Below are 19,660 nucleotides of genomic sequence, written 5' to 3' on the forward strand. Positions count from 1 at the left end.
TCTTTTTTGTTAGCTATTTTTAAACTATTTTAAACATAGTAAAAAGGGTGTAGCCAATGATCATGAAAAATTGGTACAAACCAATTAGTCTAAATCCTCCACAAATGCTAGCGATTATTTTTTTTACATTGGTTTTTGCAGGTGGGTTATTATTAAAACTTCCAATGGCAACTGAAAAGGGTATAACGTGGGTTGATGCATTTTTTACGGCAGCGTCTGCGGCAACAGTTACGGGTTTAGCGACGATTGACCCTGGGAGTACGTTTACATTATTTGGTGAGATTGTCATCATGTTTCTTATGCAGTTAGGTGGATTGGGAATCATGACATTTACAGTCCTTGTCATGATCATGCTGGGTAAAAGGATTGGAATAAGACAAAGATTAATTATGCAAGAGGCTTTAAACCAACCCTCTGTTGGCGGAGTGGTCCGCTTAGTCAGAAAAATTCTTATTTTTACCTTTACTGTTCAAATCATATCCGTGATTATTTTATCATTGCGTTGGATTCCTGATCTTGGAATTGGAAAAGGGGTTTATTATGCGATCTTTCATACAATTGCCGCATTTAATAATGCAGGTTTTTCTTTATGGCCAGATAATTTATCTCGATATGTCCATGATCCAACTGTAAATATTATGATAACCTCGTTAATCATTGTTGGTGGATTAGGGTTCACGGTTATTTTTGATCTTGTCACTGTTAAAAATTTCAAAAAGATTTCTTTGCATTCAAAGGTCATGTTGATTAGTACATTGGTGGTAAACTTGTTAGCGTTTCTGTTTATCTTGCTTGCCGAGTTCCATAATCCAAACACACTCGGGAAATTAGATTTTCCTAGTAAACTATGGGCATCCTATTTCCAGGCTATCACAACCAGAACTGCAGGTTTTAATACAATCGACATTGGTTCACTTGAGCCTGGGACTGCCCTGTTTATGATGTTTCTCATGTTTGTTGGTGCTGGTAGTACTTCTACTGGGGGTGGGATTAAGTTAACGACTTTTGTCATTATTAGTGCAGCGGTTATCACTTTCTTAAAAGGGAAACAGGAAACGAATATTCTTCATCGGAGGATTCGAGATGAAGCAATTATCCGTTCATTAGCGATTACAACAGTAAGTATCTTGTTTATTTTTCTTGTTACCATAGTTTTGGCAATTTCTGAAAAGGGGACTTTTCTCCAAATTCTATTTGAAGTGATTTCAGCATTTGGTACAGTTGGTTTATCCATGAATTTTACGTCAAGCTTGTCCATCCTAGGAAAAATAATCGTGATTTTGATTATGTTTTTTGGGAAGTTAGGCCCACTAACGTTAGTCTATTCTTTTACCAAACGAGAAAAATCAAAACTAAGCTATCCAACTGGAGAGTTGTACACATAATAATTAAGCAAACAGAGGCTGACTCGTTATGATGAGTCAGCCTCTGTTTCATTTTAAGATAGGACTTCTGATTTTGTTGTTAATGGTAAATGATGAACAGTTTCACCAACTGGTACATTTTTGAATACTTCAACGTATTTAATATGATGTTCTTCCATTTCTTGAATTTTAAATGAATAGTTCTCATAATGCAGAATATCGCTTTCTTTGGCCTCGTAATTTTCAGTTAGAATCCAGCCACCAATTGTATCGACATCCTCATCATCTATCTCAAGTCCAAATAAATCATTTACTTCACTAACCAAAACCTTTGCATCAATGATATAGTGATCCTCATTTACTTTACGAATCATTGCCACTTCATCCATATCAAACTCATCACGAATTTCCCCGACAATTTCTTCAAGAATATCTTCTACTGTTACTAAACCAGATGTTCCTCCGTATTCATCCATTAGAATTGCTAAATGAATCCGATCCTTTTGCATTTTCAACAGTAAGTCATGAATTGGAATAGAGTCGATGACTCGAATAATAGGGCGAGTATAGGATTCCAGTGTCTGTTTGCCCAACTCATGATTGGTAATGATATCGGTCATAATTTCCTTTATATTAACCATTCCAATGATATGGTCTTTGTCCCCATCAATAATTGGGTAACGAGTGAATTTTTCTATTTTAGCAACCTTCAGGAATTCTTCCAAGGTATCATCCTTAGACAATGAAATGATTTCTGTTCTCGGGACCATGATTTCCTTAGCAATTCGGTTGTCAAATTCAAATATTTTATTTACATACTTAAACTCTGATTGGTTAATTTCACCACTTTTATAGCTTTCCGACAAGATAATACGAAGCTCTTCTTCGGTATGGGCCAATTCATGTTCTGAAACCTGCTTCAAGCCAAACATTGTTGTTGTTACTCGCGCCGCACCGTTTAAAGCCCAAATAAATGGGTACATAACTTTATAAAACAGAATAAGCGGTTTTGCTGTAACGAGACTAACAAATTCAGCTTTTTGAATAGCTAATGTTTTCGGAGCCAACTCCCCAACAACCACATGTAAAAATGTAACGACTGTAAAAGCAATGACGAGTGAAAGGACATGTGTAATGGAGGTAGGAATATTTAATCCTAGAAATAACGGACGGAGCAAACGTTCAATAGTTGGTTCTCCAAGCCAACCAAGACCTAGAGCTGTGACCGTAATCCCAAGCTGACAGGCTGATAAATACTCATCTAAATTCGAGATTATTTTTTTCGCAACAATAGCATTCTTGTTTCCTTCTTCAATCAATTGGTCAATTCTAGAACTTCTTATTCTTATTATGGCAAATTCTGATGAGACAAAAAATGCCGTTAAAGCAATTAAAATGGCTATTAAAACCAAGTTTAATATGTCCAAATAATTTTCCTTAGCTCGCACTAATAACGAGTAAGGAGTCACCTCCCAGTAAGTAAAAAAATTAACTTGTTAGACTCAAAAGGGATTGCATTAAAGCTGAGCATTCAACAGACAGCTTTTTAGATAATGCCGTTTTTTGCTGTTCCTCTAATTGTTGAATTAAAGGGAAAATAGCAGACAATTCGGAATGAAGCTGGTGCAATTGCTTCGTTACATCACTAATATGCTTTTCAACCTCAGAGCTTTTGATCTCTTTTGATTTATTAATTTCTAGTTTTCTTTTAATTTCTTCCAATGGAAGATGTATTTTTTTGCAGTCTTCGATAAACTTTAAGTCTGTAAGAGACTGTTCATTATAAATACGGTAGTTCGATTTTGAACGTTCGGCATGCAATATTCCAAGACTTGTATAATAGTCAATAGTCCTTTTAGACACATTAGCAAGAAGTGCTAATTCACCGATACGATAGAATACCCCAACATATCACCCCAATAATAGTAAATTACTATTCATTATAGTTGATTTTAAACCATACAGTCAAACGTTACCCTTCAGAGATTAATGTTATCTATAGTTTATGATAAAAAGATTTTGATATGTATGAAAATATGAAAAAATTACAAAGAATTTATTTTTTTGTTATATTGATAAAAAAATATGCAAAAAAAAGCATCATAAAATTACGATGCCTTATTTTACTTATTTAGATTTTTCTATAATCGTTTGGTCCATTCGTTAGCGAGCATACTATAAACCATTAAATTGTGGAAGGTTCGATGAATTTTTTCTCCATCCCTGATCATTCCTTCCATAGTAAACCCAAGTCTTTCTGGGATAGCCCGACTTTTAAGGTTATGTTCTCCACAACGAATTTCAATTCGATTTAATCCAAGCTCAAAAAATGCATAGTTTATTAGGGCTATAACTGATTTAGTCATAATTCCATAGCCTTGGGCATTTTTTGAAAGGAAATAGCCCATGCTTGTTTGTGAGTTGGTCCAATCCATGTGATGGAAACCTATTGTACCAACTAATTGCCCCCTAAAACGTATCCCAGTATGAACCCCGGTATTTTCAGCAAATTGTTTTAACCACATCGGTATGATGGAATGATATTGTATGGGAGATGTCATGCTATCAACCCAAGGCAACCACCTCCGTAAATGGTCTCGGTTCAAATCAACAACCTGGAATAATTCATCTGAGTGGTGGAGCTGAAATAATTGAAGTTCAATTTCCTGATCTACCTTTAATGAAAACATAAGTGGCAGTGACTCCTTTAGGCGCAAACTTTAGTTCTTTGCAGACATTGCAACGGGTAAGGTAATAATAAAATTAGTTTGTTCAGGTATAGAAACACATGATAAAAGGCCTTTATGTTTTTCGATAATTTCCCTGCAGACGAATAATCCTAATCCAGTCCCGAGTTTCTTGGTGGTGACAAATGGTTCGAAAATGGTATTAAGATTTGATTCTGGAATCATTGGACCGTTATTTGAAACGAGTATTTTAATATGGTTATTTTCTAACCTGGAGCACTTTATTTGGATAGTAGGATCACTACGGTATTGGCTGAGTACATCAATCGCATTAAAAATTAAGTTAATGAATACTTGACGTATTTCGTCTGCATAACCAAATAGATCAATCTCTCCTTCTAAATCTAGATTATTAAGGATTTTCACTTTACTATCTAATATACTTGGATACAGAAAAGTTAAAACCTCATCAACCAAAGCATTTAATGAAAAGATAGATTTTTCTTTGCCGATAATTTCCTTTTTAGAAAGAAGTAGAAACTGAGAAATTCTAAAGTTTAATTGTTCTAATTCACTTGAAATGATGTCTAAATATTTCATTTGCTGATATTCAGATTTTAAAAGTTGGATAAATCCTTGAATTGATGTAAGAGGGTTACGAAATTCATGGACAAAGCTTGAAGTCATTTGCCCAAGTAGTGTTAATCGATCCTGGTGCGTTGAGTCAATAAACTGATTTTTTTCCTCAATTATTTTGTCTTTTGCCTCAGTATAGTATGAAACAGCGTAAAATGTGAACTTATCAAAAAAGTCATTAATTTCATTTATTATTATTTGAAGATCTGACCAATCTACATGCATCTTACTTAAATATTGAAATAGAACAGAACGGCCCACATTAACATTATAGACGAAATCACCAATATTACTGTTGGCTAGAACTCGTTCCTCCCCAACCATCGTCGCGATCCTACGCAAATTCCTGTCTAGATCTTCCTCAGATTTTGTTAACAGATTAATAATATTTTGGAAAATGTATTCACGGTTTTGTTTAACTTTTTCTTTGAAAAAATCATCGGGAGGAACAAGAATCCTATTTTCCCACTCACTAAAAATCCCATTTTTTTGATCTATCAACAAATTTAATAGTCTTTTATTTGGTGCTGTTATCATTTTGATTGTATCACCCATTCTTCGTTCATATCTCATATTTATGAAAGTATTCGATTAAAAAAGACAAAGTCCTTTATAATTTATGAGAAAATTTAAAAAATTTAACAAAAACATAGATGTGACCGGTTTATGTTTTCTAACATTTTGATGGTAAGTTTGAAAATAAAGTGAACAATAGAACATTGTGAGTTTTCCCACAGCCAAAATTAAAAAATTTTGTTATAACTAAAGATAATCATTCTCAATTAATGATTCATGCGCTATAATGAGAATAGTTATCAATGATTGTGATTTTAATTCATATGAGGTGATCAAATGCTCGGATATTTAAAAACAGGTGAAAAAGGAAAAATAATGGATATTTCAGGTGCAGATACATTAGTAAGAAGACGGCTTCTCGATCTTGGAATTACAGACGGGTCTGAAGTAAGTATTAAATGTATTATGCCATTCGGTGGCCCCTACATGGTTGAATCATGTGGTCAGTGTGTTGGCATTCGCCGTAAGGAAGCATGTCGAATAAGAGTGGAGAGAGTATAATATATGGAAATTGCTCTATTAGGTAACCCAAATACTGGAAAAACATCATTGTTTAATAACTTAACGGGCTCGTATGAGTATGTTGGGAATTGGAGCGGTGTAACCGTTGAAAAAAAGGTAGGTCAATTTAAAAATAGTTATGCTAAATTAATAGATTTACCAGGTATCTATACATTAAGCCCGCTTTCAAAAGATGAGGGAGTCGTTACGGACTTTTTGTTAACAGGCGCCTGTGATAAATTTCTTAATATTTTAGATGCTTCACAATTGGAGCGGAATTTGCATTTAACTATCCAAATCCTTGAGTTCGGTAAACCGATCGTCATTGGCTTAAACATGGTGGATGTAGCAAAAAATCGTGGGATTCAGGTTAAGCCAGAGAGTTTAGCATCATTATTAGGCATACCTGTGGTAGCTGTAATTGCCCGGAATGGAAACGGCTGCGATATTTTGTCACAAATTGCAACAGATAGCGAAATGTCCAATATCAACGGGAATATCGTAGATTACGGGAAGGAATTGGAACTGTCTATTTTAGAATTTGCAAGAATAGTTGAAGGGAAGACACCACATTCACCGAGATGGTTAGCTCTTCAGCTGCTTGAGGGTAACGAAAATGTGAAAAACTATTTGAATTCAATCATAGGGGAACAACAAATTATTGAATTCGTTGCTTCAGTAAAAGGGTTTATAAAAGGAAATTCTCTTGAACATTATATCTATCAAAAGAGAAGAACTGCAATTGAAGTTATTGTAAAGGCATCAAGTATCCGGGCAGATAAAGTAATTGTCCCGTTTACTGAAAAGATTGATAGAGTTGTCACAAATAAGATTTTAGGAATTCCGATCTTTTTAATGATCATGTATTTGATGTTCATGCTAACGTTTGACTGGTTAGGCTTTCCGTTATCGGATGCATTAGATTCCTTTTTATCAGGACCGATTACGTCTGGTATTGATTCGCTTTTAAATGTAGCCGGAACTTCGAGTTTTATTAGGGACCTTGTTTTAGATGGAATCGTGGCCGGTGTGGGTGGTGTTCTAGTTTTTGTTCCACAAATCTTTATCCTGTTCCTGTTTATTTCTATATTAGAAGATTCGGGTTATATGGCAAGGGTTGCGCTGGTCATGGATCGCCTGATGGAATCAGTCGGATTAAACGGTAAAGCATTTATCCCGATGATGATCGGATTTGGATGTAACGTTCCAGGTATTATGGCGGCAAGAACCATTGAAACACCGAAAGAACGGTTATTAACGATTTTATTAACACCGTTGATGTCCTGCTCAGCCCGACTTCCAGTGTATGCACTGTTTGTTGGAGCATTTTTCTTAAAAAATAAGGCATTTATTGTTTTATCTCTATATGTATTGGGAATTGTCGTATCGCTGATTTTGGCAAAAATCTTTTCTTCAACCTTTTTAAAAGGAGAGACTTCACTTTTTGTGATTGAACTGCCTCCTTATCGGATGCCACAGGTCAGAGCATTGTGGAGAAGTACGTGGGATAAAGCTAAAAACTTTCTTAAAAAAGCTGGAACATTCATTTTTGCGGGATCCGTATTAATATGGTTACTTGCCTATGTGGGGCCTAATGGTTTGAATGTTAATATGGATGAAAGCTTTTTAGCAACAATTGGGGGGATTTTTGCACCAATTTTTGCACCAATTGGATTCGGAACATGGCAGGCAGGAGCATCGCTCATTACTGGTTTTTTAGCAAAGGAAGCAATTCTTTCAACGATGAATATCATTTATTTTGCTCCTAATGATGCCGGTCTTCAAGGAATTTTGGCCCAACAATTTACACCTTTAGCAGCATACAGCTTTATGGCGTTTATATTACTATATATACCATGTTTAGCAACAGTTGCTACCATTTATAAAGAAACTGGGTCCAAAAAGTGGACAGCTTTTTCAATGGGTTATGCATTAATTATTGCGTATCTATTATCATTAGTCATTTATCAGGGCGGAAGGCTGCTTGGGTTTTAGTGCCCTAAATGGGGGAGAGTTTAAAATGATTGTTAATTTGCTTATTGGTGGAGCTATTTTTGGATATGCGATTTGGGCTTTGGTACGGTTTATCAACAGGTCAAAACAAGGAAAGTGCGCCGCATGCTCTTTAAGTGATGGTTGTACAAGTCAGGACTGTCAAACAACAAAATTGAAAAAATAATCGATTTAGATATGCCAAATATGAATATTTTGTTGCCAGTTGAAAGTGATGTATTAAATTGTATTGATTTGGTGTAAAATTACACCAAAAGAGTTAAAGGGATGACCTAGTTGTGACAAAGGAAGAGATTATCCTAAGAGTATCGGAAAAAATAAGGTTAATAAGAGCAGAGGTAGGATATAACCAGGATAAAATGGCTGAAATTATTGGCCTTTCAAAAAAAACACTCGTTCAAATTGAAAAAGGTCGTGCAAATGCAAATTGGGCAACTGTTGTAACGGTGTGTGCACTTTTCCGCGAAACAGAAACTGTCCAATTTTTATTTGGTAGTGACCCGCTTGAAGTATTAGAAACGGTTGCAAGAGAAGGCATTGATTATCGAAAAGAAAAAACATTAGGTGGGAAAATTTGGTGGAGAGAGATTGCGAAAGAAAAACAGTTCATACTCCAGCAAAATATTCTTAGCTTGCATTATCGTATTCTTGACCAAAATTATTATCGAGTTTTCAGTAGTTTTGATGAACAAGCTGCTAAGGTTTGTTTTGCAGAATTAACGCAAAATGAAAAAAGTTATTAGGTTAATAATAAGTCGAACAAAAAAAACTCCAGATTTGGAGTTTTTTTCGTTTTGGCTCTGTTAAACAAGAATGTTGATTTCCGCTCCAGGCGCTTCGCGCACCTTAGGGGCGGGCGGTGAGCCTCCTCGGCGCTAAAGCGCCTGCGGGGTCTCACCTGTCCCGCTGCTCCCGCAGAAGTCTTCGCGCCTTCCACTCCAATCAACATGTGCAAAAAATCAACATTGAGCTTTAACACAGCTTTCGTTTTAATAAGCTAAACCCACTCTAGTTTTAAGAAATTGCTTTGAATGGATTTGTTTAATAGCAAAATCAGCTGTGTCGGAGGTTGAGATAGATTGACCATGTAGGGGAAGAACATCTCGCTCATATCGATAATTTCCTGTTTTTTCTCCGGATGGTAAATAAGTTGGACATACGATAGTCCAATCCAAATTAGACTGTTTTAACAGAAGATATGCACGAAGATGATCCTCAGTCGCTAAAGTGGACTTATTTCTAGATTCATTTGATTGAAAGCGGTATAGGTTTGGTTCGTTCCGTGATTGTAAAATACCTGCTGTCCCAATTGTTATAATTCGTTTGATCCTATGGATTTCCATTTTATCAATAATTTTCGGCATGCTTTGAGATAAAGTGGAACTCCCATCGGTACTTAATGCGCTGATGATAATATCAGTTCCCGCCATGGCCCTATCTAAATCTGCATCATTTAGGACGTTTCCCAAAATTATGTTACGGTAAGGTTTATGACTTAAAATGGATGTTGGATTGCGCACTAAAGCTTGGACAGAATATCCTGCTTCCAGTGCGTCTGATAAAATGATAGAACCCACTCTTCCGTTTGCTCCTAAAACACATATGTTCACGAAATGTTCACACCCTAGACACGAAAATTACCAAATATCCCTTTGATAATTATTTCGTTATGATATATTTAAATTGTTTATTTGTCAGAAAAAATAAAAATTAGGAGGGATGACCGTGGAACAATTTACAATTACGCTTGCAATCGCAAGTTTAATGGTTTTAGTATATTTTATCAGTTATTCCATAATTAAAAAACCCTCATAAACTGCTTGCATTTGCATGCAGTCTTTTTTTTAGAAAAGCCCCATTCTCGAAAGAATGGGGCTTTTGCCATATTTATTCAATTTTTGGAAATAGGAACTTTAAAACTGACCGCTAAGTTGTTGCTGAGACATTTGAACTAAACGCTTTGTAATTTCTCCACCAACAGAACCGTTAGCCCGCGACGTTGTGTCTGCACCTAATTGGACTCCAAATTCAGATGCAATCTCATACTTCATTTGGTCAAGCGCTTGTTCTACTCCAGGAACTAGTAAGTTGTTTGAGGAATTGCTTCGGTTACTCATTAAATATCATCTCCTCATAAAATTTTAATTAATATGGTTGGGTAGGCTGGATTTGCACCAGTAGCAGATATTATGTCTGCTCCACTTTGGTTAACCCATCGGAGAAATAATTTATTCGTTGTATACTCACTATTATGGTTTTATTTGAGGGGATTATTCTGATCGATTACCGGCAATTTTTCCCATTAGGAAAATTAATTATACATATGCTTTCGAACTCGTGAAACAATATAAATAATAACCGTAAATGGGGGGGTGAAGTTAATGGGGATGTGTCCAATTTGCAATGGGTTTGAGCAAGTTACTGTTACTTGTCCCTCTTGTGGCAAGGTTATGGATGACAGTGGAAGGATTATGGACTTTTATGATGATTATAGTGCCTATATGGAAATAGATGAACTGAAGCTGGAAGATGGATATGCTAATACTTTTTCTGGAAGCAAATGTCCGCATTTAATGAGTTGTCTGTTATGTGGTAGAAACGAGATTCAATTCATTCAGGAATAAAGAAGCAGACTTCATTCGCAGTCAGGCATGTGGTTCTAATCCTAACTATCGATTGTTAGTCTGCTTCCTTTTAGTCTCTAACGCAAGGCGCAGTCTTCCTATTGTTTGAATAAGATTGGCCCATGAGCTTATAAATGAATTCTTAATTCTGTTTGCGTATCAAAGAAATGTGCCTTATTCATATCTAATGCAAGTTCCAGCATTTCCCCAGGTTTAAAGTTAGTTCGTGAATCAAGACGTGCTATGAATTCCTGTCCTAAAAGGTTAGAATAGATCATTGTTTCTGCTCCAGTTAATTCGGCAACTTCTATTTGAATGGAAATCTTCGAGCCTATAGATGCATCAATAAAAATTGGTTCATCATGTATGTCCTCCGGACGAATTCCAAAGACAATGTCTTTCCCAATATAGTCTTGGTCACGGAGCATTTTCATTTTCCCTTCAGGAATCGCAAGTTTCACAGTGCCGACATTGAAATAGCCTTCTTCAATTTTTCCTTTGAAAAAGTTCATCGCTGGTGATCCAATAAAACCAGCAACAAAAATATTTTCAGGTGAGTCATAAACATCCTTTGGTGCCCCAACCTGTTGAATGATACCGTCTTTCATCACGACAAGACGTGTTGCCATGGTCATTGCTTCTGTTTGATCATGAGTAACATAAATAGTAGTGGTTTGTAACCGTTGATGCAATTTGGCAATTTCCGCCCGCATTTGGACACGAAGTTTTGCATCGAGATTAGACAAAGGTTCATCCATCAAGAATACTTTGGCATCACGGACAATGGCTCGTCCTAATGCAACCCGTTGACGTTGACCACCAGATAATGCTTTTGGTTTACGGGTTAAGTATTCTTCTAGACCAAGTGTGGTTGCTGCTTCCCGGACTCGTTTGTCTATTTCAACTTTCGGGAATTTTCGAAGCTTTAATCCAAAAGCCATATTATCATAAACTGTCATATGAGGATAAAGTGCATAGTTTTGAAATACCATCGCAATATCTCTGTCTTTTGGTGGTACATCGTTAACTCGTTTATTATCAATATAAAAATCACCTTTAGAGATCTCCTCAAGACCAGCGATCATTCTTAACGTGGTAGACTTACCACATCCTGATGGGCCTACAAAAACTATAAATTCTTTATCTTTAATAAGGAGATTGAAATCGCTTACTGCTGTGACCTTATTATCGTAAACCTTATAAATATGATCTAGCTTAAGTTCTGCCATTAGTTCTTCCCCCATATGTAATATTTTCGCTTTCTAATCATAGTGTAACGAAATACTTCGAGAAGACATATGGGCAGTTCGCACAAAGAATTGATTACAATTTAGGCGAACTGCAAAAAGGCTTAAGATAATTCAAAAAGTAAGCATGCTTGATAGACAGTAACAGCACCTTGAAAACTCTTTAAGTTTATACCCGTTTTCTCCGTAAATTTATCTAATCGATATTGCAATGAATTTCGATGAATAAACAATTTTTTTGCGGTTAACGTCACGTTTAAATTATGTTCAATAAATGCTTTAATCGTAACGAGCATCTCATGGTCTTCTGAGAAAACAGGCAATAGGTCTCGCTGCAATATTTTTTGGAGTTCATCTGATAATTGCAATGTGATAAATAAAGGAAATAATTTTTCAAATCCTAACACTCTTTCCATAGGAAGAAGTGATCTTCCCTTTTCAAACATTTTACTCTCATCTGAAAATATGACCGGAGTTTCATTTGATAACGGACGGTGCCTTCCTACATAAAAATAGGGATTGATGAAAAATTCACTTTCTAAGGTTTGGACAATTGACTCAAAATCATTCTCAAAAAGATGTGGATTGATTTCGATAATCAATCCATTAAAGGGATCCTGCCATACAATTATTGTGTTATTATGGAAAAACCCCTTTAATGCTGCTTCCAATTCAGATAGAAGGATTTTTTCACCTGAATAAGAAAATTGACTAATTCGTATGATCTGACCATATGTAATGGGTGAATCTCCCTTTAAAAATAAAAATTGCTGCCACTTTTTTGCTTCTAAAGAACCGAAGAATGGGGAAGGCAAAATTGGTATATAATCAAATAATGTTTGTAAAACTGCTAATTCCGAATCGCCTATTTCGTTCTTAGGAATCCCAAACCAATTCCCTTTTTCTAGATTTCGAAACCAGTGGTAGCAAAGAGATTTTCCATCATTAAGAGGGTTGGAGCTTACCACGGTGTTTATGTAGAGAGTAGCAAGTTTATTTAACATTTGTCTGTTCTCCTGATTGAAATGATGTTTGAAACTAATTCCATTTTACATTTTCTGTGATTAATTATCGTATACATGAAAAAGCATTAATTCATGAATTTGGGAAACAAGCATTTCTTGGTCTTCTGATGCTGGAGCTGTCGAGGTCCATTCGATTTTTCCTGTTTGGTTGTAGATTCCAGAGAACTGCTGTTTTTTAAAGAAAAATGAAAACTTCCAACCTGGTAATTGACTGTTTTGGAAAAGTGGTTGAAATTGAAAGTGATTAATCAATTTTTTCGCCTCCTTCTTATTATATTTTGAAGGATTGGACCTAGCAAACGCAATTAATAAGTATTTAAGTGACCGAAAAGCCAAAAAGATAGCTGCTACGGTCACTCCGAGGGCAAAAAAAGTAAGCCTTATTTAAATATTTCCTCAGGATTTTTTATTGCTTGTTCTGATAAAAAAACAGCAAATGCTAGGGAGAGTTTTCTTGATAGCACCTCAAACTTTCTTAAATGTGGATGATTAAATATTGATCTTCCAGGCTTGGAGTTAGCTTCAAATACCCATACATCACCATTTCGATCGATTCCTACATCAAAACCAACTTCTCCGATAATTCCTTGGACTTGTTGTTCAAGCGCGATACTCATATCAATAACAACTTCATTTAACTTGTTCAAGTATTTTTGCCGCTCAATTTGATCAGGAAATATGTCTTCAATAGTTTTTATTTCTCCACCACTTTGAAGATGAGTTGTAACACTTCCATGTCCTGCCACTTTCGCTGCAATCGCGGTTACTTGCCACTTGCCAAGTTCATCTTTATTAGTATGGATTCGATAATCAATCGGACGTTGATCCATTCTCATTAAATGAATCCCTTGTTGAACAAGCATAGTTGCTAGGTTTTTCTTGGGGAAAATGTTTTTAACAAGGCTTTCCAAGCTCTTAAACTTGGTTAATTTATTTACTCCTTGATCATCTTGATAGCGGCAAAAATAAGTATTATTTTTTTTGTTAAATATAATTTGATGAATGCCTTGCCCAAGGCTACTGTTTTTTGGTTTGATAAAAACATGACCATAATCTGCTAACATTCGTTCTATCGTAGAAAAGGATTGAAACGAAAGGGTCTCAGGCAAATATTTGGATACAACATCATTCTGATAAAGGCGCTCGTAAATATCTAATTTGTTAAAAAAGCCAGGATTGTACCAAGGAATTAAATATTCCTCCTGTAAACGTTCTTTAATATTCTTAGGTTTAAGTAGTTTTTCACTAAGTCGGTTTGGCAATCTATCATAAATCACATTCGGAAATGGGATGTCCATTCTTTTCCAATTGTTTTGATGATAAAAGAAACCATTAATCTGTCCATTTTCCCAATCTATATGTTGTTCCCCAAAAACAAATGGTAAGGCCCCGACTGATTTCGCTGTCGACAGGAGTTTGGCGAAGATAGCGCTACGTTCACCAATTGGTCGGAAGGGATAGGGAGTAAAACCACAGGTGAAAATACCAACTAATGGACCAAGAAACAGGGTACCATTATCAACAAATACATGAAGTGGTAATTGGAAATCTGGAAAGAGAAGGGCATCTTGGACATCCTCGCTGATTACAAGTAGATCTTTCTGGTCAGGATGGGGAAGGCACTCGACTTCAATCATCTTACTACCAAAGGAAATTCTTTGAATCTGGACTTCGCTTTTAAGTCCAGAAGGATGATAAACTGTGTTACTTAAGTTTTGGTCAATGACAATTTGGTATTGTTTCCTCATCATATCGGTTCCTCTCTTTCGGTACTTTGAAATTGACATGGGCAAAAGCTGATATGGTATCCTATGAACTTAAAAAACATATTGTGCGTCACCCATAATGTTGATCCTTTCAATCATCGATAATATTTCGGGGAGTCCATTCATATAATGATAAAATTCAAGCAGTAATGAAAAGCTTGATCATATCGCAATTAGAGGCATGCTTTGGTATAGTAAAATGGATTGTTTAATAAAAGGAGAGATTGCTATGGCCGTTAATTTGTATGATGCCGCTTATGAATTAGAGAAGGCAGTTCGTCAGAGTGATGAATATGCACGATTACAAAAAATGTATCAGGATGTTTACGCTGATGAAGCAGCAAAAAAAATGTTTGAAAGTTTTCGTACAATTCAACTAAATTTACAGCAAAAACAGATGATGGGTCAGGAAATTTCTCAACAAGAAATTGAACAGGCTCAAAGAACGGTAGAATTAGTGCAACAACATCCAAAAATTGCTGGATTAATGGAAGCTGAACAGCGGATGAGTATGGTCATTGCAGACCTTAATAAAGTAATTATGAAGCCGTTGGAGGAATTGTACAGCACACATCAATAATCACTGCAAAGTTCTAATTGCTCACCCCTATTCATACATCTTTATAAGACACTTACATCTTAGAATAGGGGGCCAATCAATGATTTACCGATTGCTTGCTTTAAATATTGATGGGACACTTCTGCAGTCAAATGGAAAACTTCACCGCTCTTCTAAAGAGGCAATAGCGTATGTCATGCAAAAAGGTATATATGTTACCCTCGTGACATCACGGAGTTTCCCATCAGCTAGTAGGGTAGCTAAAACATTAAAAATTCCGTCAATGCTAGTCACACATCGAGGTGGCTATATTGCTAATGCAGTAGAAAAACAGATTCTCGCTAAAAGGATTCCTGAAGAAGTAACCTATGAGATAGTCCGGTTTCTTGAAGGACTCTCATGTCAAATTAGGATTCTTCATGAACGTTTCTCGTTAATTAATAAATCAAAAACAAATCATAATTTATTAGCTAAAACAGTGTTTAGTAGTTCTGGAGAACCTGCACTATATGCTCACCAATTTGTCGACAGTATTAGTGAAAGCATTGTCGAACAACATATTGCTCCTCCGAAAATAGAGGTATTTTTCGAAAACAAAGAAGAACTTGAAGATGGGAAAAAAGCTATATCGCAAATGTTTACTGAGGTAGATATGACCGAGTTAGACCCATTACGGTTGGATATTGTACCGTCTGGAGTTTCAAAGCTGAATGGTCTCATTTATTTAGGAGAACAGCTCGGAATCTCGAGGAAAGAGATGGTGACAATTGGAGCTGACTTGGATGATATTCCAATGATCGAGGCTGCTGGACTAGGAGTGGCGATGGGGAATGCGCCTGGAGCCGTTAAACAAGCAGCAGACTGGATTACCAGGTCCCAAAATGAACAAGGGATTTCGTACATGGTAAAAGAACATTTTCGAAAACAGCAGCCAATTGAGTTTCTCAAAAAAATGAATATTATTAAATAGTGAACGGGGCTCTTCCATAACCTGGTAAACAGGATTTGGGGAGCCCTATTGTTGTGGGGTACCTTTCGAAGCTAAAATTCTATCAAGTAAAATAATTGTATAAAATTTTTAGAAAAGTCTTACCATCTCGTACAACTTCCATTTATAATGATAGTTGAAGATAAAGGGGGGGATTTTCAGTGACGGGAAGGATTATTATTGAGCCGGTTAATGTTACTGTAAATGGCCGAGTTGCGACAGTAGAATTGAATAGGCCAGAAGCTTTAAATGCGTTAAATAAAGATCTTATTAAGTGTCTTGCTATTAAATTGAAGGAAATAAGCATATCGGATGATCTTGATATCGTGGTGTTAACCGGAGCAGGGCCGGTATTCTCTGCTGGTGGGGATATTAAAACAATGCTTATGGATATTGATGAAAGCGATTTCCTTTCGGTGATGGAAACCATTAGTGAATTAGTAATCACTCTTTATTGTTTACCAAAGCTTACTATCAGTGCCATTACGGGTGCAGCAGCTGGTCTGGGTTTGAGTCTTGCACTAGCAACGGATTATATTTTGGCAGATAGCTCATGTAAAATCGCCATGAATTTTATCAAAATTGGACTTATACCTGATGGGGGAGCTCATTTTTTCCTTGAGAAGCTTGTGGGAGAATCAAAAGCAAAGCAGATCATTTGGAAAGGGGAAAAAATGTCTGCTAATGAAGCTCAAAGGTTTGGAATCATTAATGAAGTGGTTGAAAATAATATACATATTGCTTTAGAGGCAAAAGTTGAGGAATGGTTAAACGAGCCGATTCAAGCAATGATTAAGACCAAGAAAATATTTGCTGAAAATAATCGACCTGAGTTGTTGAAGGTACTGGAATTAGAAAAGAATGCTCAGATAAAAATGCGTGAAACCATCGATCATAAGGAAGGAATTTCTGCGTTCGTTGAAAAACGTCAGCCAAAGTTTATTGGCCGATAACTCCACATATATAGTTCCTAACTACAAAAAAAGCAAAGAGCGCTTGGGCTCTTTGCTTTTTTACGGATGAAACAGGATTAGCTTTCCAGCTGAAGAGGTGCAGCGGTGAGTTTTATCAATAAGGTCCTTTTCTTTAAGAAGTTGTTCACCCTGTCGTTTCGCCTCCTCCTCATTGTTTGCATTAAATGATTCATCTATCAGTTTATGACCATTTGGATCAAAAGCGGTGAGTTTGTAAGCTACCATTATTAGCGCCCCTTATTAGAATATTCTGATGATTATATTTTATTTTTACATATTTTTAAATTTTTGGCAAAGATTTTAATGAAATGAATCTTTTCTATAAATAGTTTCGTATAATTGAGATGAATGGAAGGAGGTAATTAAATGGATTTACATATTAATCATGTAACCAAACGCTTTGGCGATTTTTCAGCAGTAGACAACCTGTCGTTAACCATTCCGGAGAAAGAAATGTTCGGATTTCTTGGAGCAAATGGGGCTGGGAAAACCACTACATTCAGAATGATTTTAGGTTTGCTAGTGCCTAATGAAGGTAATATTCTTTGGGGTGGTAAACCAATCGACTATTCGGTCAGCAGTCTGATTGGGTATTTACCTGAAGAAAGGGGATTGTATCCTAAGCTAAAAGTTCGTGAGCAACTTATTTATTTGGCGAGACTGAAGGGAATGTCAAAGGCTGACGCAAATAAAGAGCTAACCTATTGGCTAGAACGATTTAAAATTCCTGAATATGCTGATAAGAAAGTGGAAGAGCTATCGAAAGGAAATCAACAAAAAATCCAATTCATTGCTGCTGTTATACATAAACCTAAATTATTAATTTTTGATGAGCCATTTAGCGGGTTGGACCCGGTCAATGTTGAACTACTGAAAAATTCAGTACTGGGGTTGAAGGAAGCTGGTGCCACGATTGTCTTCTCCAGTCACCGAATGGAGCATGTAGAGGAAATGTGCGAACATCTATGTATTCTCCAGAAGGGGAGTCCCGTTGTTCAAGGGAATTTAAAAGAAATAAAGCGTGCTTTTGGAAAAAAAAATATCATCATACATGCTGATTTTCCCATGGACTTTTTGTCCTCATCTTTAGGTGTGTTGAAATACAAACAAACGGCTGAAGGTGTTCGGTTGCAAGTGGAAGGGGAAGAGGTCGCAGATCGGATTCTAAAGGAGATTGTTGGAAAAGGATTCATTCGCAAGTTTGAGTTAGAAGAGCCTTCTTTGAATGATATCTTTATTGAGAAAGTGGGTGCTTCTTATGAATAGTTTCTTTATTATTTTAGTGCACACTTTTTTATCAAAGCTTAAAACGAAGTCGTTTTTGGTAACTTCTGCTTTTACCATTGTCATTATCATTGCCTTAACAAATATGCCAAAAGTCATCGATTTTTTTAACAAAAATGATCAAAATAAAATTGCTGTCATTGATGAAACAGGTCAACTGTTTGTACCACTTAAACAACATTTGAAAGAAGTAAATAAAGACTTAAAGCTAAGTGAGTTTTCAGGATCGTTAACAGAAGCTGAAAAGGCGGTTAAAAAGGGGACGTACAAGGGAGTATTACGACTCAGTTTTAATGAGGATAAGCTTCCAAAAGCAACCTATGAAGCAATGAGTATTACCGATTCTTCTACAGCCACCGAGCTGAAAAGTTATTTACAACAAATCAAAGTTACAGTTGCAGCATCACAGATTAATTTAACTCCACAGCAACTTGTAAAGCTGTATGACCCAGTATCCTTCAATCAGGTTGCCTTAGAAAAGAACGCAAAGACAGAACAGGAATTAAACCAAGCTAGAGGACTAGTCTACTTTTTACTGTTTATTATTTATTTTTCCGTTATTATGTATGCAAATATGATTGCGACCGAGGTTGCAACGGAAAAATCATCGCGTGTAATGGAGATATTAATTTCTAGTGTTTCTCCTATAACACAGATGTTTGCCAAAATATTGGGTATTGGTTTACTAAGCCTGACCCAACTCCTTTTATCACTAGCAGTAGGATATTTTTCAGTGAAGCAAAACCTAGATGAATTACAAGGTGGGTTCTTTGACTTTTTTGGTTTTGGGGAGATTCCGGTCGCAACTATTATTTATGCCGTAATTTTTTTCATCCTTGGCTATTTCCTATATGCTACTTTGGCAGCATTTTTGGGATCGCTTGTCAGCAGAATTGAGGATGTCCAACAAGTTATTACACCAATGACGTTATTGGTGGTTGCTGGGTTTATGATGGCCATGTTTGGCCTGGGGCAACCAGAGGCAACATTTGTTAAGGTTACCTCGTTTATTCCTTTCTTTACCCCAATGCTGATGTTCCTTCGAGTCGGAATGTTAAATATTCCGATTTGGGAAGCAATGCTGGGGATTGGAATCTTGATTCTCACTATTATCGTGTTAGCGATCTTTGGTGCACGGGTATATAAGGGTGGAGTATTAATGTATGGGAAATCTACCTCTTTTAAAGATATAAAAAAGGCTTTGCAGTTATCGAAAAACAAATAAACTTCGGATTTTTTTTATTAGATTGTATAAGGACTTAAAGAAAAGGCTGTCGAATTAGTTCGACAGCCTTAGATTGTCGAAAGTGTTATTTTCTCAGTGATTTTTCATTTTGTCAGAACATTAAATGCCGTTTTAATATGAGATTGTCTATGCTAAGGGACCTGTTGATCTCCGCTCCAGGTGCTTCGCTT

Annotated in this window: 22 protein-coding genes; 11 read left to right on the plus strand and 11 right to left on the minus strand. The window is 36.2% G+C overall.

Features of this window, described 5'->3' with window-relative positions; translation table 11 throughout:
* The first annotated feature begins 56 nt into the window (after nt 1-56).
* Nucleotides 57-1,385, plus strand: a complete 1,329-nt coding sequence (locus B1NLA3E_RS04130) for a TrkH family potassium uptake protein (protein ID WP_015592583.1) — start codon at nt 57-59, stop codon at nt 1,383-1,385.
* Nucleotides 1,386-1,438: 53 nt separating this feature from the next.
* On the opposite strand, the gene B1NLA3E_RS04135 is transcribed toward B1NLA3E_RS04130, so the two are convergent.
* The 4 genes from B1NLA3E_RS04135 to B1NLA3E_RS04155 form a co-directional block, all read right to left on the minus strand.
* Nucleotides 1,439-2,791: a hemolysin family protein gene (locus tag B1NLA3E_RS04135; RefSeq protein ID WP_041580899.1), complete on the minus strand. Its 1,353-nt coding sequence runs from the start codon at nt 2,789-2,791 to the stop codon at nt 1,439-1,441.
* Nucleotides 2,792-2,852: 61 nt separating this feature from the next.
* The gene (locus B1NLA3E_RS04140; RefSeq protein ID WP_083935049.1) at nt 2,853-3,254 is read right to left on the minus strand and encodes a MerR family transcriptional regulator; all 402 of its coding nucleotides are present in this window, start codon (nt 3,252-3,254) and stop codon (nt 2,853-2,855) included.
* 251 nt (nt 3,255-3,505) lie between these two features.
* Nucleotides 3,506-4,054 (minus strand): GNAT family N-acetyltransferase, encoded by a 549-nt coding sequence (locus B1NLA3E_RS04150; RefSeq protein ID WP_015592586.1) that lies wholly within the window; start codon nt 4,052-4,054, stop codon nt 3,506-3,508.
* A 30-nt stretch (nt 4,055-4,084) separates the two neighbouring features.
* Nucleotides 4,085-5,224, minus strand: coding sequence for a sensor histidine kinase (locus B1NLA3E_RS04155; protein ID WP_041580902.1), 1,140 nt, complete (start codon nt 5,222-5,224; stop codon nt 4,085-4,087).
* A gap of 315 nt (nt 5,225-5,539) precedes the next feature.
* On the opposite strand from B1NLA3E_RS04155, the gene B1NLA3E_RS04160 reads away from it, so the two are divergent.
* The 4 genes from B1NLA3E_RS04160 to B1NLA3E_RS04175 all read left to right on the plus strand — a co-directional run bounded on the left by B1NLA3E_RS04160 (nt 5,540) and on the right by B1NLA3E_RS04175 (nt 8,520).
* Nucleotides 5,540-5,764, plus strand: a complete 225-nt coding sequence (locus B1NLA3E_RS04160; protein WP_015592588.1) for a FeoA family protein — start codon at nt 5,540-5,542, stop codon at nt 5,762-5,764.
* A gap of 3 nt (nt 5,765-5,767) precedes the next feature.
* Entirely contained in the window at nt 5,768-7,759 is a 1,992-nt protein-coding gene (feoB, locus tag B1NLA3E_RS04165; RefSeq protein WP_015592589.1) for a ferrous iron transport protein B, read from the plus strand.
* A gap of 25 nt (nt 7,760-7,784) precedes the next feature.
* Entirely contained in the window at nt 7,785-7,943 is a 159-nt protein-coding gene (locus B1NLA3E_RS04170) for a FeoB-associated Cys-rich membrane protein (protein ID WP_041580289.1), read from the plus strand.
* Nucleotides 7,944-8,055: 112 nt separating this feature from the next.
* The gene (locus tag B1NLA3E_RS04175) at nt 8,056-8,520 is read left to right on the plus strand and encodes a helix-turn-helix transcriptional regulator (RefSeq protein ID WP_015592590.1); all 465 of its coding nucleotides are present in this window, start codon (nt 8,056-8,058) and stop codon (nt 8,518-8,520) included.
* Nucleotides 8,521-8,766: 246 nt separating this feature from the next.
* On the opposite strand, the gene B1NLA3E_RS04180 is transcribed toward B1NLA3E_RS04175, so the two are convergent.
* Together B1NLA3E_RS04180 and B1NLA3E_RS04185 are read right to left on the minus strand one after the other, a co-directional pair.
* Complete coding sequence (locus B1NLA3E_RS04180; RefSeq protein ID WP_041580290.1) at nt 8,767-9,387, minus strand: NAD(P)-dependent oxidoreductase; 621 nt, start codon at nt 9,385-9,387, stop codon at nt 8,767-8,769.
* Nucleotides 9,388-9,690: 303 nt separating this feature from the next.
* The gene (locus tag B1NLA3E_RS04185; protein ID WP_015592593.1) at nt 9,691-9,894 is read right to left on the minus strand and encodes an alpha/beta-type small acid-soluble spore protein; all 204 of its coding nucleotides are present in this window, start codon (nt 9,892-9,894) and stop codon (nt 9,691-9,693) included.
* Nucleotides 9,895-10,158: 264 nt separating this feature from the next.
* Here B1NLA3E_RS04185 and B1NLA3E_RS04190 point away from each other — a divergent pair, with 264 nt between their 5' ends.
* A complete protein-coding gene (locus tag B1NLA3E_RS04190) occupies nt 10,159-10,401 on the plus strand; it encodes a hypothetical protein (RefSeq protein WP_015592594.1) in 243 nt (80 codons plus the stop codon).
* 128 nt (nt 10,402-10,529) lie between these two features.
* On the opposite strand, the gene B1NLA3E_RS04195 is transcribed toward B1NLA3E_RS04190, so the two are convergent.
* The 4 genes from B1NLA3E_RS04195 to B1NLA3E_RS04210 form a co-directional block, all read right to left on the minus strand.
* Nucleotides 10,530-11,630 (minus strand): ABC transporter ATP-binding protein, encoded by a 1,101-nt coding sequence (locus B1NLA3E_RS04195; RefSeq protein WP_015592595.1) that lies wholly within the window; start codon nt 11,628-11,630, stop codon nt 10,530-10,532.
* Nucleotides 11,631-11,752: 122 nt separating this feature from the next.
* Nucleotides 11,753-12,652, minus strand: a complete 900-nt coding sequence (locus B1NLA3E_RS04200) for a PucR family transcriptional regulator (RefSeq protein WP_015592596.1) — start codon at nt 12,650-12,652, stop codon at nt 11,753-11,755.
* A gap of 60 nt (nt 12,653-12,712) precedes the next feature.
* Complete coding sequence (locus B1NLA3E_RS04205; protein ID WP_041580292.1) at nt 12,713-12,925, minus strand: DUF5342 family protein; 213 nt, start codon at nt 12,923-12,925, stop codon at nt 12,713-12,715.
* Nucleotides 12,926-13,053: 128 nt separating this feature from the next.
* A complete protein-coding gene (locus B1NLA3E_RS04210; protein WP_041580903.1) occupies nt 13,054-14,421 on the minus strand; it encodes a YheC/YheD family protein in 1,368 nt (455 codons plus the stop codon).
* 247 nt (nt 14,422-14,668) lie between these two features.
* Between B1NLA3E_RS04210 and B1NLA3E_RS04215 the strand changes: the two genes are divergently transcribed.
* The 3 genes from B1NLA3E_RS04215 (at nt 14,669) to B1NLA3E_RS04225 (ending at nt 16,939) form a co-directional block, all read left to right on the plus strand.
* Nucleotides 14,669-15,019 (plus strand): YlbF family regulator, encoded by a 351-nt coding sequence (locus B1NLA3E_RS04215; protein WP_015592599.1) that lies wholly within the window; start codon nt 14,669-14,671, stop codon nt 15,017-15,019.
* A 79-nt stretch (nt 15,020-15,098) separates the two neighbouring features.
* The gene (locus B1NLA3E_RS04220) at nt 15,099-15,968 is read left to right on the plus strand and encodes a Cof-type HAD-IIB family hydrolase (protein ID WP_015592600.1); all 870 of its coding nucleotides are present in this window, start codon (nt 15,099-15,101) and stop codon (nt 15,966-15,968) included.
* Between the two features lie 179 nt (nt 15,969-16,147).
* Nucleotides 16,148-16,939: an enoyl-CoA hydratase gene (locus B1NLA3E_RS04225; RefSeq protein ID WP_015592601.1), complete on the plus strand. Its 792-nt coding sequence runs from the start codon at nt 16,148-16,150 to the stop codon at nt 16,937-16,939.
* Nucleotides 16,940-16,999: 60 nt separating this feature from the next.
* On the opposite strand, the gene B1NLA3E_RS04230 is transcribed toward B1NLA3E_RS04225, so the two are convergent.
* Nucleotides 17,000-17,185 carry a YhzD family protein gene (locus B1NLA3E_RS04230; RefSeq protein WP_015592602.1) on the minus strand — a complete coding sequence of 62 codons (186 nt, stop codon included), beginning with the start codon at nt 17,183-17,185 and terminating at the stop codon, nt 17,000-17,002.
* Between the two features lie 141 nt (nt 17,186-17,326).
* Between B1NLA3E_RS04230 and B1NLA3E_RS04235 the strand changes: the two genes are divergently transcribed.
* Entirely contained in the window at nt 17,327-18,226 is a 900-nt protein-coding gene (locus B1NLA3E_RS04235; RefSeq protein ID WP_015592603.1) for an ABC transporter ATP-binding protein, read from the plus strand.
* Complete coding sequence (locus B1NLA3E_RS04240) at nt 18,219-19,469, plus strand: ABC transporter permease (protein WP_015592604.1); 1,251 nt, start codon at nt 18,219-18,221, stop codon at nt 19,467-19,469. The genes B1NLA3E_RS04235 and B1NLA3E_RS04240 overlap by 8 nt, the downstream gene beginning before the upstream one ends.
* Nucleotides 19,470-19,660: the final 191 nt, after the last annotated feature.

This window comes from Bacillus sp. 1NLA3E (assembly GCF_000242895.2).
GTDB lineage: Bacteria > Bacillota > Bacilli > Bacillales > Cytobacillaceae > Bacillus_BU.

Bases quoted from the DNA above. Each gene is read 5' to 3' on its own strand.
- B1NLA3E_RS04130 (WP_015592583.1), top strand. From the start codon at position 57: ATGATCATGAAAAATTGGTACAAACCAATTAGTCTAAATCCTCCACAA.
- B1NLA3E_RS04150 (WP_015592586.1), bottom strand. From the start codon at position 4,054: ATGTTTTCATTAAAGGTAGATCAGGAAATTGAACTTCAATTATTTCAG.
- B1NLA3E_RS04155 (WP_041580902.1), bottom strand. From the start codon at position 5,224: ATGATAACAGCACCAAATAAAAGACTATTAAATTTGTTGATAGATCAA.
- B1NLA3E_RS04160 (WP_015592588.1), top strand. From the start codon at position 5,540: ATGCTCGGATATTTAAAAACAGGTGAAAAAGGAAAAATAATGGATATT.
- feoB (WP_015592589.1), top strand. From the start codon at position 5,768: ATGGAAATTGCTCTATTAGGTAACCCAAATACTGGAAAAACATCATTG.
- B1NLA3E_RS04170 (WP_041580289.1), top strand. From the start codon at position 7,785: ATGATTGTTAATTTGCTTATTGGTGGAGCTATTTTTGGATATGCGATT.
- B1NLA3E_RS04185 (WP_015592593.1), bottom strand. From the start codon at position 9,894: ATGAGTAACCGAAGCAATTCCTCAAACAACTTACTAGTTCCTGGAGTA.
- B1NLA3E_RS04190 (WP_015592594.1), top strand. From the start codon at position 10,159: ATGGGGATGTGTCCAATTTGCAATGGGTTTGAGCAAGTTACTGTTACT.
- B1NLA3E_RS04195 (WP_015592595.1), bottom strand. From the start codon at position 11,630: ATGGCAGAACTTAAGCTAGATCATATTTATAAGGTTTACGATAATAAG.
- B1NLA3E_RS04200 (WP_015592596.1), bottom strand. From the start codon at position 12,652: ATGTTAAATAAACTTGCTACTCTCTACATAAACACCGTGGTAAGCTCC.
- B1NLA3E_RS04210 (WP_041580903.1), bottom strand. From the start codon at position 14,421: ATGAGGAAACAATACCAAATTGTCATTGACCAAAACTTAAGTAACACA.
- B1NLA3E_RS04215 (WP_015592599.1), top strand. From the start codon at position 14,669: ATGGCCGTTAATTTGTATGATGCCGCTTATGAATTAGAGAAGGCAGTT.
- B1NLA3E_RS04220 (WP_015592600.1), top strand. From the start codon at position 15,099: ATGATTTACCGATTGCTTGCTTTAAATATTGATGGGACACTTCTGCAG.
- B1NLA3E_RS04230 (WP_015592602.1), bottom strand. From the start codon at position 17,185: ATGGTAGCTTACAAACTCACCGCTTTTGATCCAAATGGTCATAAACTG.
- B1NLA3E_RS04235 (WP_015592603.1), top strand. From the start codon at position 17,327: ATGGATTTACATATTAATCATGTAACCAAACGCTTTGGCGATTTTTCA.
- B1NLA3E_RS04240 (WP_015592604.1), top strand. From the start codon at position 18,219: ATGAATAGTTTCTTTATTATTTTAGTGCACACTTTTTTATCAAAGCTT.